Source organism: Bythopirellula polymerisocia, from assembly GCF_007860015.1.
Lineage (GTDB): Bacteria > Planctomycetota > Planctomycetia > Pirellulales > Lacipirellulaceae > Bythopirellula > Bythopirellula polymerisocia.
In genome coordinates, this window is record NZ_SJPS01000005.1 from 290,642 (window position 1) to 306,493 (window position 15,852).

Genomic DNA, 15,852 nt, shown 5'->3' on the forward strand with positions numbered 1-15,852 from the left:
GTCGGAGCCTTGGCAATTCCCGTCAGATATCCTACTGCAATCGCAATCTGTCCGACGATTGCAAAAGTATAAAGCTTGAGAGGGTTGCTGATCTGGAACTCGACGGGGCCAAAAGCGAATACAACTAAGGAACATATTAAATAGGTCTCAAAGAAGATCAGCGGATACAACCGCGCATACTTGGAACAGCTTATTCCTAATGTCGAGACTCGTGTTCGCGAACCAGATCGGGTTAGATTTCCGGTCCAAGCTTTTCTGGTAGCCCTTATAGGCAATGCAACACTATTTGCAACCGTTGCTTCCGTGCGGTGATTTGTCGCTGACTTCATGCGACGACCTCTTCGTATAGCTGCGATTCGTAGGCCAACTGCGATACGTTTGTTGATTTGATTTGCTTAAATTGCCAAAGCACCAGGGCAGCAAAGACTCCGAGAGTGATTAGCGCAGACATGATTAGTGCATAGCCAACACTCAACAAATCACTGGAATCGACTAGTATCACGCAGGCAATGAGAGTGGCGAAAAAAGAAATGACGTGGGCCAATAAAGCCGTGCGAAATAGTCCCATTGACCTCAACGAAACAGAAAGCATGGTCGAGCCGTACTGCAACGTGGCCGCAAGAGACATGACTACAAGTAACTGATAGTTGTCCGCATACTCAGGACCGAAAACGTTACTCAGGAAGGTATGCCCCAGCAAAACCGAAAACAATACCACGCTCAATCCGGTACAAATTCCAATTGCAAACAATTTGCTTGACACCAAGCGAAATGCACTTCTCTCCTGATTTCCATACAAGGAAGCAAGCCGCGGAATAGCTGCCATTCCGATTGCGGAGATGACCGTATTGCCGGACAGAGTGATGTAGGCCATCACTCCCAAAACACCAAGTTCGCGGGTTCCGAATACTCCTTGAACGATGTAGCGAGGCAAGTTCGCTTCTAAAGCACAAAAGCCAGCCATGAGCCCAAGTGGTATGGTTAGGAAAGCTAACCGCTTGAGTTGCCGTACCGTTTGAAGGTCTGTCAGTGGATTTGGAGATTCTGCTAGTACAAATCTCTTCGCCATGATCGCATCGTGAAGGATCAAGACTCCCAACCACAGAAATGCCATCGCCACCACACTCCAGGCAACGTTTCGTGTCAAATAAAAGACAACGGTCATTGCCAACAATGCAGTGACGCCTCGCAGCATCAACGAAATTGCCACGGCAAACATCCGTTCGTGTTTCTGTATGCGGCCGCAGTAAATATCACTATACGACTCGATACATTTGGCAAACCCCATCGCAAACACTAGGCTACGCTCGGACCAGCATTGGCATGCTATCCCCGCTATTGCACAGACAATGAGCATGGCTGATAAGCTTGTGATAGTGCGCAGTCGCCGATAATCATAGAAGGAATACTCATTGGAAACATCCGTACACTGCGCCACGTGGAGTTGCAAACTTGCGAAAATGAAAACCGGATTGCAGATTGCCAATGCCAGGACGAACTGTCCCACTACTTCCGGTGAACCCAGAGTTGCCAAGACAGCCAACATGCCGAACTGACACACAAAGTAAGTCCCTCGCCCAACCAACATCCAGGCAGCATTATTGCGCAGAGATATCTTGGCCAGTACGGACTTCTCAATTGATTTCACCGAACTGTCACTGCCCGACAGCGGCGATATCCGCGAATTCACTAGACTACTTGGCGGGGCTGGCACGTCGAGTTCTCGAAGAATTAGTGCTTTTGTCTGCGCACAATGCAACATCTAAAACGGGGGCGGAGTATAGGAGCTTGTTTGTGCTGTCACAACGTCGCTTGTCTGCTGCCGACCCAAGCCCTCCGACCTCAAGCAGCTTTGCCCCGAAAATAGCCCGGGGCACAGGCATTGGTAGCACAGCCTAGGACGCTCGTGATATCACGCGAACAATTTAGGATTTGCCTTTGTGTGAGGGTCGGGTCCACCAAAAACATCAGACTAGTCTCACCAAGTTCCTTGGCGACCGGATGACGCCGCGATGGTCTCCAACCGGCGGGAAATGCATCCTCCAAATAGATCTCGCTGCAAGATCCGCTAAAACAGGGGACGCCTCTTCCACGAAGCTCCGAGATGATGCGATCGCGATTCCAGCCCGGGGCCAATTGCTCGGGCCGCACAAAACTATAGAACTTGTAATTACCGTGCAAAATGTCCCCTGTCGGAATCGGGGTCCGAAGAGAAGGACATTCCAGGCAACTCTCCGCTAGTTGCAGCGCATTGGCTCGACGAATCTCCCGCCAGGCTGGTAGCCGCTTGAGCATGATCCGGCCGATTGCCGATTGCACTTCGCTGAGCCGATAGTTCGAACCAAATCCGTCGTGCAGCCAACGGAACTGAGCCGAAGAAGGCTTGGGGTGATAGAACGACTCATGCCCTTTGCCGTGGTCCTTGTAACTCCAAGCTGTTTGCCAGAGCACGTTGCTATTGGTAACCAACATGCCCCCTTCGCCAGCGGTTGTGAGAATTTTGTCCTGGCAGAACGAGAACGCCGCCATGTCTCCCCAGCTCCCCACGGGCCGACCGCGATACATCGCACCATGCGCCTGGGCACAGTCTTCTACGACTGCAATATTTCGGCTTCGAGCCAAGTCTAATATCTGCACCATGTCACAGGGCCAGCCTGCCAGGTGAACGGGAATAATGGCTTTCGTCCGAAAACTCAGATGAGGTTCGATCGTTTCCGCTGTGATCGTTTGGCTATCTCGATCGACATCGGCGCATACTGGACGCGCACCACGAGCGACGACACTACTGGCAGTGGCGATAAAGGTCCGACTGGGAACAATCACCTCATCCCCTGGGCCAATCCCCAAGGCATAGAGTGCAAGCTCCAAGGCAACCGTGCCATTGGCAAGCGCGATGGCATGTTTCGTACTAACGAAGTCGGCAAATTCTTTTTCGAATTGCCGGCCCTCGTCACCGGTCCAGTAATTCACCTTGCCCGAACGCAGCACTCGCGCCGCGGCATCGATCATCTCTTCATCAAAGACAGGCCAACTACTGGCGATCGCGTTGATACGAGTTGGCTGTGTTATGGTCATTTCAAGCAGCCCTCCGTCGATTAGCGATTTGCTTGGAAATGTCGTTGATGCTGGCCCGCTCTCCGGTGCCCGAAATGGTCTGCCAGAGAAACTTCAAGTCGAGCTGCCAGCAGTAGTTTTGCACGTAAGCCGTGTTGATCCGCATCTTGTCCGGAAACAAAATCGCCTCATTGACCCATTCAGGGTCGGCACACATCTCCAGGATTTCCTCCTCCTCGCGATATTTGAGTGATGCCGGACCGGTGATACCAGGCCGCACTGTCAACACGAGAGGTGCTTCTTGCTTGAGTCGCCAGGCGACTTCTTGCACATCTGGACGAGGGCCGACCAGACTCATGTCTCCTTTGAGAACGTTGAACAACTGAGGAAGCTCGTCAATTCTTGTGAGCCTCAAAAGCTGCCCCGAGCGGGTAATGCGAGGATCGTGTTTGCGGGTTACGTGCGTCGTGATCCCTGCGAGATCGTGCATGGTGCGTATCTTGTAGACCGAGAACAAACGGCCCCTTTGTCCCACACGCGTTTGTCGGAAGATACCACTGCGGCGAGTCTCCATCCGCGCGATTAACACCGCCAAGGCAATTGGCAGCACGCACACCACTAGCCCGACAGCAGACAATACCACATCGAAGGTGCGTTTGACGATTTGTTGTTGGCGTGTAAGCACGTTTGTAAATTTCTGCTAAGCAGCTCTTGAACAGGACGATAATTCGTGAGGATTCCACAACACATTAAGGTCATGGAGGATTGTCTGCGTCTGCGTTTCAAGAGCCTGCAACTCAGGGTGGTTCCTGCCGGTCCCCACGCTGCTCTCAAACACTTGCGATGCAAGTTCGCGTAGGGTCCCACCCTTGCACGAGATCCCCAAGTCTTTACACATGGCTTTGAGATGGCGTTTCGGATGGGCGACGAAATCTTCATAGCGCAGGAAATGAACATGCGATCTCGGCAAGCTGGAGAGCGAATTATGAGCACTCTCCACACACACATTCCATTGAGTGAAACACGTTTGAAGGTTCGTGTCTCTCTGGACCGACTCATCTAAACCAGCAAACCGCGGACCCCAGGTTGGCAACCGTTTCTCTTGAGTTGCAAGACGGCGAACTCGATGTGCCAGATATCGGGCTGCATAGTAGGGAAATTCCTGCATCGGCACATGCAACGACTTCTTCAGTACATAAGCTAAATCGAGTGGTGCATGCCAGCGCTTGTTTGCCGACACGGCGACATCCAATCCATCACGCACGAGAAAGACGAACTTAGCCTCCGGGACAATCTCTCGAACAAAGTCAACCCGCAAGGAATTGGCACATGTCTTCTCCACGATCCAATGCGCCCCGGTTTTCGAGGCGAGACGAGCAAAGCGATTTCGAATAAAGTGTTTGATATTCGGAGTCACATGCTTGGGACGCAACTCATCCGTGGGATAGCTCGCATTGCCATAGCGCCACACATAGTTGATCTCGTCACAGGGCCAAGTTGCAACTCGCGGAATCTGCGTCAACAGGTCGCGCACCATGTTCGTGCCTGAGCGTGCAGCTCCGATGATGATCACAGGTTGAAACTTGAATTCACTCATCTCGATTCATAGGACTCCTACGAGTGGCGAGTTACGCAGCCTGCCGTTCGATTTGTGTAGGTAATGCGCCCAATGATTGCGCCGCGACGCCGAGTTCTTGAGCACATTGATGAATGAGTCTATTCCATGTCAACAATGCTTGTTCTTTGCCAAACAACATCTCTCCTCGGAGCGTGAGTTCGGCACGCTCCGCCGAAGACCAGCGTTTGCGATCCAGCCAGGCAAATTCGATGCACTTGGCTATATCCCCAGGCGATGTCGAGGTGGGTACATAGCCTAATTCGTTCTGGCGAACTTCGCCTGCCAATTGGCTCTCTGGTTCGACGACTGTCAGTAGGGGGCAGCCTGCCGCCAGGTACGTCATCGTCTTGCTTGGATAGGCAATCCTGTAGACTTCAGCAGCAAGTGATACGATACACAAGTCTGCACGTCGCATGCGGGCAATCGCCGCATCCGGCGTTTGAAACGGCTCGAAGTGGACTCGCGCCCCCCCCTGCTCTGCTGCCAATCTGCGAAGCTCGCGAAGTTGCGAGCCAGTTCCCATAAAGGTCAATTCCAAAGGCACGCTTTGTGGCACATGCTGGATCGCATTCAAGAGTCTTTCCAAACTTTGAAACCGCCCCAAGTTTCCCGCAAACAACATGCGAAAAACTGGAGACTCATCTCTATCAATACTGTCCGCTTGAGAGTGTTCCGACTCCAAGGCAAAATTATTGAGTACGACAATTTTGCTCGCAGAGCTTCCTTTCCGATCGAGCAATGTTCGCCGCATATCCTCAGACAGTGTGACCACTCGCAAAGCAGCGTTGCAGCTTTTCGCATCGATCGCCATGGCAAGTTTTGAGAGACCGCTTGATTTCAAATCCCCCGCCAGCAATGCCCCCTCAGGATGAATGTCCTGGGCATGCAATATAAACTCCGCGCCACTAAGTCGCTTGATGATTCGCAAGGCAAAGCCGATCAGCACCGGCGGATGCGTGTTGGCAATCAGCAAGTCGTATCTTCTGCGAACTGTGGCGTGCCAGACCGCACGTGCCAGAAACAGCACCGAGTTGACCAAGCGCATCAGGCGCCATCCTTTTCTCTCGGGCAGCAGGCTAATGCGGTTGACCGAGACGCCGTTGATCATTTCCTTGCTAGTCTGGCGCGAGATTTGTATGTCGTTGTAGCCGGGTTGGCTACAATACACGTCGACTTGATGACCTTCGCGGACCTGCTCTTCCAGGATGGCTTTCAACAGCCGCGCGTAGGGAGTCGCATCGGGCCAGTAGTGGCGGTAAACGGCGAGGATTCTCAATGTCGCAAAAATGAAATACATACGCTGTCTTTCAGCTCATGCCGCCACGATGCCGTCCCAGAGGTGCCCCAACTTGGCCGTGCCAAGGATCAACTTTAGAACGCGGTAGGACGTATTAGTCACTTCGTATTCCTTGGCAATGCGCTGCTGCCGATCGCTGGCCGCGCTTTCCACCACAAGCTGCACGCTCCGCAGAATCGTTTCTGGATCACGCCCGGTGAGCACAATGTGCCCCGAGTCCATCGCTTCAGGACGTTCCATCGCGGTCCGCATCGTCACTGCTGGAAAACCGAGAATCGAGCTTTCTTCGCTAATCGTGCCACTGTCTGACAGCGTGCAATAGGCATCGCATTGCAGGCGGACATAATCGTGATACCCAAAAGGAGGAAGAAACCGAACCAGATCGCTCGAGACGAATTTCAGTTTTTCCAATCGATGTTTCGTACGCGGATGGGTGCTCACAATAATCGGCAATTGGTATTTCTCGCCGAGCTCGTTAATCGCTTCAAGCAATTGAGTTAGATGCTCTTCGACATCCACATTCTCAGCACGATGCATGCTCACCAGGAAAAACTTCTGTGGCTTAAGCTCCAGGCGATCCAGCACATCACTCACCTCGATACTCTTGCGATTGTCGTCGAGCACCTCCCGCATCGGAGAGCCCGTGAGATAGATCCGCCGAGGGTGAATGCCTTCGGCGAGCAGATTTCGCCGGGCATGCTCCGTATACACCAAGTTAAAGTCGCTAATGTGATCGATGATCCGGCGATTGAGTTCTTCAGGCACATTAAAATCAAAACACCGGTTACCTGCCTCCATGTGATAGACAGGTATCTTCATCCGCCGGGCGATGATCGCACCAAACGAACTGTTCGTGTCCCCCAGGATGACGACCGCATCAGGCTTTTCCTGACGCAGGACCTCTTCGCTCTTGATGAGCACATCACCCAGGATTCGCCCTAAGGAATCGCGGCTGATCGAAAGGAAATGTTTAGGCTGTTTCACCCGCAGATCCTTGAAGAAGACTTCGTTCAACTCGTAGTCCGAATTCTGCCCTGTATGCACCAACACATGCTCCGTGTGTTGATCTAGAAGCTGCATCACGCGCGACAGTCGAATGATTTCGGGACGGGTGCCGAGGATCGTCATCACTTTGAGTTGCTTTGTCATGCCGAATTCCTGTGTGGTGATCGTCAAGCGACATTCTGGAAGTACGTGTCCGTATCTTCGGGCACAAAAATCTCGTTGCACCAAAACATCGTAAGCAGATCTCGCTCGCCGACGTTCTCAAGTTGATGGGTATGCAGCACGGGAATGGAAATGAACTGCGGAGAGTTGCCCGAAACTCGAAACTCATGCACCTCGCTGTCGTCCACCTTGCGGAGACGAATTACTGCCTCTCCTTCTAGCACACAGAACCATTCGATCTTGCGGGTATGAAAATGGTTTCCCCGGATCACCCCCGGTTTGGTCGTCGAGAAAAACACCTGCCCGCCGCCCGCCATCCGGATGACCTCGAACAGCTTGCCCCGTTCGTCGGTATGAACCTGTGGGCGATGGCAGTGTTGCTGCAAGTCGAGGTACGACAAATAGGTCGCATACAAACTAGCGTCCAGAGGAGCCGAAATGTTCGGCACAGTGTCATGCTTAGCATGGCTTTCGCGGAAGTGTTGGAGTTTGGCAAGCAACTCGCTGATTCGCATCTTCGCTGTCCCGGCCAGTCGCACAACGCCTTTCTCACGCAAACCCAGGCTCTCGACAATCCGCTGTACGAGTTCATTGACCCAAATAAATTCGACGAGATTGTCCTGGTCGATGTGCGGTTCTTCACCCTTGGCCAATTGATGGCAGAAGGTGGCCACGACTGAGTTGTAAAAGGGCCGGCAGCCAGCACCATACACATTCGGAATCACTAAGCTGGTCGCTACTCGATTTGTACTCCGCGCGGCCCAGGCAGCGAATTGTGCCTCGCCATACTTCTTCGAACGGCCATAACCCTGATCGCGATCCCGCTGCGTGGACGAGGCGAACACGATGTGCAAAGGCGTGCCAACTAAGTCTGCTGCTGCTACGAGCTTGTCGACCAGCGCAACATTGGTCTTATAGATATCTTCTTCGCTGCCGCGATTCATCCCCGCCAAGTGGACGATGGTGTCACACTGGGCAACAAAATCTCCCAACAGGCGATCGTCCTCCCAAGTATCGCGTGGGAGGGCAAGAATCTGCATGTCGGTCTGGTTCAGCAACGCTCGAATCAGATGGCCGGCAACAAAACCGCCCGGCCCGGTTACGCCAATAATTTGTGTTTTCATGCGGCCCTCCGTAGTCTTGCGCCCTGCGGACGCCATTGCTGCAGGTCGCGGTGAATTTCAGGAAGTTCAAGCAACAACTGCTCCGTCTCGCGGACGGAAAGCTGCGGGGCATTCTCGGAGGTATAACCCTCACGAGCTATCGTTTCGGAGATGATTCCCCGCACAAAATAGTCGTCGTAGTTCTCATCGCGGTGGCAATGTACCCGGTAATACTCGCCGCAGTCCCCGGCGCGGGTGAGTTCTTCCGCACTCACCAGGATTTCGTGCAACTTTTCTCCGGCCCGCACTCCCACGACCTCGATCGGATTGTTCGCGCCGAATAGATTCAACATTGCCTCAGCCAACGTCTGCACGGTGGTTGCTACGGCCTTGCGAACAAAAATATCGCCTTGTTCCCCGTTTTCCATCGCAAACGTCACCAAACGCACCGCCTCGGCCAGCGGCAACAGAAGCCGAGTCATGTCCGGGTCGGTAATAGTGAGCGGCATGCCACTAGTGATTTGTTTCACAAACAACGGAATCACCGACCCACGCGAGTACATCACGTTGCCATAGCGCACTCCACAAAAGATAGTTTCGGTCTCTGCTTGTTTCGCTCGGGCGAGGGTCAGCTTCTCCATAAGAGCCTTGGTCTGTCCCATGGCATTGATCGGATAGACGGCCTTGTCAGTGCTTAAGACGACCAGTTTCTTGACACCGTTGATTTCTGCCGCATCGAGCACGTTGTTGGTCCCCAGCACATTGGTGAGGACCGCCTCCATCGGAAAGAATTCGCAGGAAGGAACCTGTTTCAGCGCCGCGGCATGGAAGACGTAGTCCACTCCCCGCATGGCCATGACGAGTTGATTGCGATCCCGGACATCCCCGATCACGAACCCCAGTCGCGAGTCGTCGAACTCCAGTCGCATGTCGTGTTGTTTCTTTTCGTCGCGACTATAGACAATGACACGCTTGGGTTGGTGTTGGCCGAGAACCAGGCGCGAGAAGTCGTGGCCAAAAGAACCGGTGCCACCTGTGACAAGCAATGTTTGTCCATCAAACATCGGAGCAGCTTCCATTCTGCGAGAAATCCAGGTCGTGCCTCACGACATCCATGCCGAGCGGTTCACAACTTCATGGGTAATATTATTTCCCCAAGGGGCGCGGTGGGTTTCGCCGCGCAGTCAATGTCGAGCAGCCGAACTCAATTGCGGGTGGAGTCGGCCCTCTTCACTTGCGCGGTCAGTGTACGACCGCTCGTTTCCCCGAGACAACCCCAGAATCCCTGCGAGCATCGCTAGCAGTCTGGTTGATTGCGCTCGAGTTAGTCGCGGAGCACCAGTTCATTTGAGCGAGTATTCCTTACCCCATCGGATCCGGCTCAGTACGACACGTCAGTTCCTGCAGCAGGTCTATTCTAGATTGTGACTGGGATTCGCTGGCCAGAACCGAGCGAATCGGGGAAATCGCAATTTTACCTCGATGATTTACCCGGTTTCATCCTAGTTGAACATCGTCACAAGCCTATGTAAATGAACGACTTATGAAAATAGGTGCGGCCTGCTTCTCCAGGAAATCCATAAAAATGTTGCTTTTTGTTAGCGATGGGAGCATAATCAGCAGCGTGAGCGGGTGAGATATCCGCCTCCTTTCCCTTTAGACTCCGTGCATAGCATCGCAGAGGTTAGCATAATGATACGAACGAGTTTCTTTCTCTCGACTACTCTGGTTTTAATTCTTCCCATGGTGGTGTCGGCAGCTCCATTGCTGCACTATAACTTCGACGAAGCCAGCGGCGACGCGCTGGACACCGGCGATGCACCCCAAACTCCAGGTCAACTGATGGGGGGAGCAACACGTTCATCGGACACCCCTAGTGGCTCTGGTTCCTCGCTCGATCTTCGTAACGATTCACCTTCATTTGCTCATGTTCTGGAGGGGGATGCGGCCGACTTGGACGGACTTGGTGCATTGACACTTACCACTTGGCTCAAGGTTGCAAACTATACTAGTGGCAACAATCGCCTCATAGCAAAACAAGCAAGTGGCAACTTCGGTGGGTTCAGCTGGAACATGAATGCGACTCCTAACTCTGGCACTGTCGGCGCTGACAATTTTCGCCTTGCGATTTTTCTGGGAAATAACATTAGTTCTGGAGCGGCAGATTTCGGTGCCGGTTTTTCTGACGCCGACGTGGATGCGGACAATAAATGGGTTTTTCTTGCCCTCACCTACGATGGCACTCAAGCAGCCAACAATACAAAATTCTATATTGGGGATGCGAGTTCTGCTGTCAGCCAACTCGGTTCCGATCAGACCCTACCTCAGCTAACTCTTGACGGGGGAACATCTCTTTTCGGCGTTGGATACACCGATGCCGCTCCCACTGCCGATACATCGGTCAATGGATGGCAAGATGACGTCCGAGTTTATGGCAGTGCTTTGTCATTGGCTGAACTTGAACGAGTACGCATTGCCGGCAGCGTGCCCGAACCTGGCTCGGTCGTCCTGCTGCTATCGGCGGCATTGGCATTAGGGCTTCGCTCACGCAGATAGTACTTCTGCGTAGTCGATCAATGTCGCTAGCTCCCCAGCTTAAGTCGCTAGGTTTTCAACTAGCTTTTTTCGCCTGTACTTCACAGCGCGGAGTGCCTATTCGACTTTTGCCGCTAGCCCAGCAACCACCAGAGTGCCTTGCTCAAGGTTCAAGATGTCTTGATAGCGATCGACAATATCCTTGGGAGCACAGCGAGACAGCTTTTTTGGCGTAGACGATGTTTTCGATAGTGCGCAGGTGGCGCTGGATTAGGGCTTCGCGGCGGCGGGCGTCAAGGACTTTTGCGGTGAGCTCTTGCTCAAATCGCACTCGCAGTTTTCGACGCAGCGTCACTAGTCGTTGGGGCAGACGGCGATGAGGATTTGATTGGCACAAAGAAGTTTGTCTACTGCTGTTCATCAACCGAACTGACCATATAGGCCATGGTAAATTCATCGATCTCGTTTACGAGAAACACAACGTGCCCGTCGAGAAACGTGGCGTTTACTCCTCCGGGATGAAGACTGCGGGGAGCGGCTGAATAATGACCCTCGACGCCAATTTTTCCGAAAGCTCCGATATGGAGGGAACAAGGCATTTGTTCTTGAGCTGCTTTTGAGGGGAGATCATCGTAGGTCTCCGCGCACTGCTTTAAAGTATCCAAGTTTGGTCCTTGATTGTTGGGGCGTTGTGTCTCACCAAGACTTTCAGAACTCCCTTTGTATGGAGCAAGATTCTCGCGAATGTAAGGGTCCCCTTCACCGCTACCGTTAGGATCTCCGTTAATCGACTCAGGGTGCATATCAAAGGCCAACAAGCTGGCACCGTTCCAGGCTAAGGCCCAAGCGCCTCGTTCATCATAGGGATGGTCCAATGTACGAACTTCGCTCAGCGCTAAGGTCCGCGAAAACCCGTCGACTATCTTTCCGGATGTCTGGGGGATGCCCAGCAATGCTCCCGGGTAAAGGTATTGGAGGTCAACGTGAAAAGGGCTGACATATGCGGCGTAGTTCCCTTTGGCGACTTTGACGTAGTTGAGGCCGATTCCTGCACGGAGTAGTTCATAGTATTTACCCAGAGCCTCATCACTAGGGCAAAGCAGCATCGAGACAATCTGCTGCTGAGGGTTATTGATTTGCCGATCAATACTCACGTTTATATCAAACTTGGCATAGAGATCCTGCTGTTCAACGAAGGGAAGCACCAGCACAATCCAGCTCAATTGCTTACCGCTGTAAGGATTGTATATGTCGACCAGATTCAGATCGTCTCTACGTGGATTCACAATCCCACAGCGAGGGAGTTCGCCGTGGGCACTTTCGTAGTTTAGTATGCCCAGTCCTAGTTGCTTGAGGTTGTTGGCACATTGCAATCTCCGCGACGATTCGCGACTCGCCTGAACGGCTGGCAGCAGGAGTGCAACCAAGAGGCCGATGATGGCTATTACGGTCAGCAGTTCGATAAGCGTGAATGCCGGGGAACTGTGATTCGTTCTCCAACGTATTTGCGGAGCAACAATAAGTTCAGATTCAGGTTGTTCACTAGATAGGTCGTTTCCAGGCATGCAGCCTTCTTTTCTGATGCTAAGGAAATAGTTCTTTGCGTTGGTCTTGCATCCACAAAGAAAAGACATGATCAACCAGATCAAGAGAACTCACCTCCGCCATGTTGTAAGAGTTGTGGGCATGTTTTCCAGGTGACCTTGTAGAAAAGTTTCGCTGAGATGCGTACTCGCTGAAAATTCGATCTAATGAATTTGGGTGGGGTATGTAAGTCAAAAGGGCAGGCTGAGAAGTGTGCCACTGTTCAAGCGGTTTTTGTAGCGTCTTAGCCGATCGTAAAGGGAAAAGGGTCTGAAGTTGATCGGTCGAGAGAAGCGGGGTTACTGGAATCTGACCGCTTTGAACCGTAAGTGTGGCAAGTTGATTTTTCGAAACCAACGCAACTGACGGAGTGTTTTCAACTGTGAGAGCGCTGGACAACTCTGCTCCGGAAGTTCCACCATAGTTGGTTTGCCAGAGAGACAGGTCCTCGGCATCGACAGTACCATCGGCATTGGAGTCTCCGTCAGCTGCTTGGGCACCATTGGCGATCCCATATCCGCGTTGCCATGCGAGAAAATCTCTGCCATCGACGTCTCCGTCCCCATCCGCATCGCCATTGCTAGGAGTTGGAGTTAATGAATCGGGGTATTGAGCTTTCCATACCGCGAGATCCGAGAACCCAACGCCCCCATCAAAATCGGCATCACCATCCGTCAACTGGGCATCAGGAGCTTTACCAAACCCACGTTGCCAAGTCAAGAAATCGCGCCCGCTGACGGCACCGTCCGCATCAAAGTCGGCTGAGATTCCCACGACAATTCTGGCTGTGCCCGGAGCCGACTCATCAATGAAATCGAAAGTTTTGTAGGTAAAGGTATCCATACCCACATAGCCAGGATTGGGGGTATAGGTAAAGCCTCCATCGACATCAAGTTGCAGTGTACCGTGGGAAACATCCGACACAAGCAAGGCAATGAACTGTCCTCCCTCAGGATCAATATCATTGCCCAGGATTCCTTGCACCGATCCAACAGTCAAGGCGCTGAGTTGATTTGACTGAAAAGTTCCGCTAGCTGACAGAGTACCTTCGGTGGGTGTGTGATAGGTGTCGTCCTGAGCAAACGCGGGGCCATTGCTGCCAAATTCATTCCAGACCCAAGTCCACCAATCCCCAAAGAGCAGTGTGGTGAGTGGTCCCGAACCTAGTGGAGGAGGATCTCCACTTAGTGTTGAGATAAAATCGTCCCAAAGAAATGGATCAGGACTGATGACATCGCCTGGGTAGCAGAAGAAGCCTGGCATCTCGGGGCAAGCGAATGGATTGGCAGTCGGATCGTTCGGGTCACCGACAAAAGGATCGGAAATTGCCAGGCCTTTCACCTTGTAGTTGATTTCTGGCGGAGTGCTCCCGTCGAGAGTATAAACGCTAACCGCCACGGTATAGGAACCAGGTTCCAAAAGCACAGCCTCGCGCGAATGAGTCTCCCCAGGTCGGGTGGCGAACTGATAAACTGGAGTCCCTTGGTCATCTACGATGGTTGCCAACAACGCTGTGGGCGAGGTGGTCGCTGCTAAATCTGCCTGAAGCAAGAAGTGAAATAATTGGGGTTTGCCAACATATAAAGTGTGGGTTCTCTGGGCCACTCCATTGCCAATCGCAGCGGAAGCCAATGTGTTGAGCACGGTCGTCTGGCTTCCAAAGAATACCGTCAGTTCATAGTTTCCTTTGTCGAAAAGTGCGCCAGGTGTGGCTGCTTTGACCTCAATCCGATAGTCGTTTCTCGGCGTGACGTCCGCCACCTGGACGATTAGATCACCCCCACCGTTAGACAGGACCTCAAACGGAACCGCAAGATCGTCTTCATCAAGTAACGAAATCGCTGGAATGAGTCCCCCCGCATCTATAGAGCGGATGAGAATGGTCATGACGTTGAGAAGCGGATCAGCGACCACAGGAGCCTTAATCGTATAGAAGTCGCTATCGAAGGGGTCGGCAATGCTTCCAACCACATCGTATCGTGTATGTTGGACATAACCTGGAGATGTTTCAAGTTCCGTTGCCTCCGAAGAGCTATCGTTCGTGTGCATATCGTCATTAAACAATTCCTGATCGTCGGCATCGAAAAACTTGCTGAGATCCTCTGAATTCAAAAACCGAAAGGCACCACCAGCTATTGCATCGATCGTGGCTTGATCGATTTCGTTGCGGCTGTCGAAGGTCACAACCAGCGAATAGCCCCCCACACCGTAAACATCCGTGTTATCGCTACTTACTTTAATAAAAATTTTGTCCGTACTTCCTAAAGTGGGGAGGTGCACTGAGACCAAGTCACCTGTTCGCTGGGTCGCCATCGCTTCCCCGAGGAGCTGATGATTATTGTCATAGATAGTCAAATGAGGGGCGAGTAAACTGATGCCCTGAGACCGTAACTGGAAAGTGGTGGGCCCTGTATAGTTTCCAGGCGTATCGATTACGAAAAAATCGAGATCCGTTTGGGATGTGATGTCGCCATAGACGATTGATGGTGCACTTCCGTTAATCAAGCTAGCAGTTTCATTGGTATCAAGTTGCGTCGCATTTGCGAAGGAGTCGTTGTCCGTCTGATTGCCACCGCCGCCACTATCGGGTACTTCATTGAGGTCCGGTGCGCGTATACCATGCAGTGCTTGGAGATTGGCGATGTCATTGGCCGTCGGGAAATGGACCTCAGGAGGGATGCTAGTGTGCAGGGGAGAGTTTGGGTCGTTGTTGTCGTCAAGGCCGAATACGTTCCCGGCTTCGTGCAGTGCAATAGCATAGATGTCGTCCAAGGATTGATAATCAAATGCCGTGTTAAATATGACGTCTGCAAACCAGGTCCCTGAAACACGTCCATCGGTAGGGACGGAAACTCCTCCTGTATTGGGTGCCATCGCGATAGCGCCAATACGAATATCTCCGAAACGCGAGTCTCCTTGACTGGCGCCCCCCGAGCCGAAAGACTGTCCCCCATCGGTGACCACTCCGATGTCGGCGTTAGTGTTGACAGCCCAGTCTTGGAAGGCCCGCAGAATAACCTCCTTCCACTCGGCTTCAGGTGCAATTGAATCGAATTTGGCTGCCAAGGCGTTGCTTTGCCCGGCGATCTGCGTGCCGTCGGCCGCGAAGCTTAGGGTTAGATGGACATCCACTCCGGTGAGAAAACCGGCAGCATCCAACATGGCACGAGGTTCTAACGTTTCGAACGAAAGTTGGACCGCGTGTCGACGCTTGGAGTCGAGATGTTGAATTCGCCTTCGCATATATTTTGTCAGAGTTTCAGTAGTCCGCGATAACAGCTCGTGAACTGAGATGCCTCGAGTGTTTCAACTTCTTAAATGGGAAATAAATGTAAGCTACCACCCCTATTGAGTAGCCGAATCGGCGTGTACCTTCCGCCAATTGGAGAAATATTCCGCAATAAATATCAAACATCCCTCCGCTCATTGTACATAATCCACTCCCAAAACTTAAAATAATTCCCCCTTATTCAATGTAGCGACCGCCTCTTTAG

The 15,852-nt window shown here is 52.4% G+C and carries 11 protein-coding genes; 1 reads left to right on the forward strand and 10 read right to left on the reverse strand.

Features of this window, described 5'->3' with window-relative positions; genetic code table 11:
* Positions 1-325: 325 nt before the first annotated feature.
* The 8 genes from Pla144_RS17050 to Pla144_RS17085 all read right to left on the reverse strand — a co-directional run bounded on the left by Pla144_RS17050 (position 326) and on the right by Pla144_RS17085 (position 9,318).
* Positions 326-1,714, reverse strand: coding sequence for a lipopolysaccharide biosynthesis protein (locus Pla144_RS17050; protein ID WP_146451902.1), 1,389 nt, complete (start codon positions 1,712-1,714; stop codon positions 326-328).
* Positions 1,715-1,842: 128 nt separating this feature from the next.
* Positions 1,843-3,075, reverse strand: coding sequence for a DegT/DnrJ/EryC1/StrS family aminotransferase (locus tag Pla144_RS17055; RefSeq protein WP_146451903.1), 1,233 nt, complete (start codon positions 3,073-3,075; stop codon positions 1,843-1,845).
* Between the two features lies 1 nt (position 3,076).
* Positions 3,077-3,739, reverse strand: a complete 663-nt coding sequence (locus tag Pla144_RS17060) for a sugar transferase (RefSeq protein WP_146451904.1) — start codon at positions 3,737-3,739, stop codon at positions 3,077-3,079.
* 15 nt (positions 3,740-3,754) lie between these two features.
* Positions 3,755-4,651, reverse strand: a complete 897-nt coding sequence (locus Pla144_RS17065; protein ID WP_146451905.1) for a sulfotransferase family protein — start codon at positions 4,649-4,651, stop codon at positions 3,755-3,757.
* Positions 4,652-4,682: 31 nt separating this feature from the next.
* Positions 4,683-5,969: a glycosyltransferase family 4 protein gene (locus Pla144_RS17070; RefSeq protein ID WP_146451906.1), complete on the reverse strand. Its 1,287-nt coding sequence runs from the start codon at positions 5,967-5,969 to the stop codon at positions 4,683-4,685.
* A gap of 15 nt (positions 5,970-5,984) precedes the next feature.
* A complete protein-coding gene (wecB, locus tag Pla144_RS17075; protein ID WP_146451907.1) occupies positions 5,985-7,118 on the reverse strand; it encodes a non-hydrolyzing UDP-N-acetylglucosamine 2-epimerase in 1,134 nt (377 codons plus the stop codon).
* Between the two features lie 23 nt (positions 7,119-7,141).
* Positions 7,142-8,260, reverse strand: coding sequence for a polysaccharide biosynthesis C-terminal domain-containing protein (locus Pla144_RS17080; protein ID WP_197530766.1), 1,119 nt, complete (start codon positions 8,258-8,260; stop codon positions 7,142-7,144).
* The gene (locus tag Pla144_RS17085; RefSeq protein ID WP_315851806.1) at positions 8,257-9,318 is read right to left on the reverse strand and encodes a polysaccharide biosynthesis protein; all 1,062 of its coding nucleotides are present in this window, start codon (positions 9,316-9,318) and stop codon (positions 8,257-8,259) included. Before Pla144_RS17085 ends, Pla144_RS17080 begins: the two co-directional genes overlap by 4 nt.
* Before the next feature lie 613 nt (positions 9,319-9,931).
* Here Pla144_RS17085 and Pla144_RS17090 point away from each other — a divergent pair.
* Complete coding sequence (locus tag Pla144_RS17090) at positions 9,932-10,795, forward strand: LamG-like jellyroll fold domain-containing protein (RefSeq protein ID WP_146451910.1); 864 nt, start codon at positions 9,932-9,934, stop codon at positions 10,793-10,795.
* Positions 10,796-11,181: 386 nt separating this feature from the next.
* Here Pla144_RS17090 and Pla144_RS17095 read toward each other — a convergent pair whose 3' ends face one another.
* Together Pla144_RS17095 and Pla144_RS17100 are read right to left on the reverse strand one after the other, a co-directional pair.
* Positions 11,182-12,339: a DUF1559 domain-containing protein gene (locus Pla144_RS17095; RefSeq protein WP_197530767.1), complete on the reverse strand. Its 1,158-nt coding sequence runs from the start codon at positions 12,337-12,339 to the stop codon at positions 11,182-11,184.
* A 19-nt stretch (positions 12,340-12,358) separates the two neighbouring features.
* A complete protein-coding gene (locus Pla144_RS17100; RefSeq protein ID WP_146451912.1) occupies positions 12,359-15,601 on the reverse strand; it encodes an Ig-like domain-containing protein in 3,243 nt (1,080 codons plus the stop codon).
* Positions 15,602-15,852 lie beyond the last annotated feature (251 nt).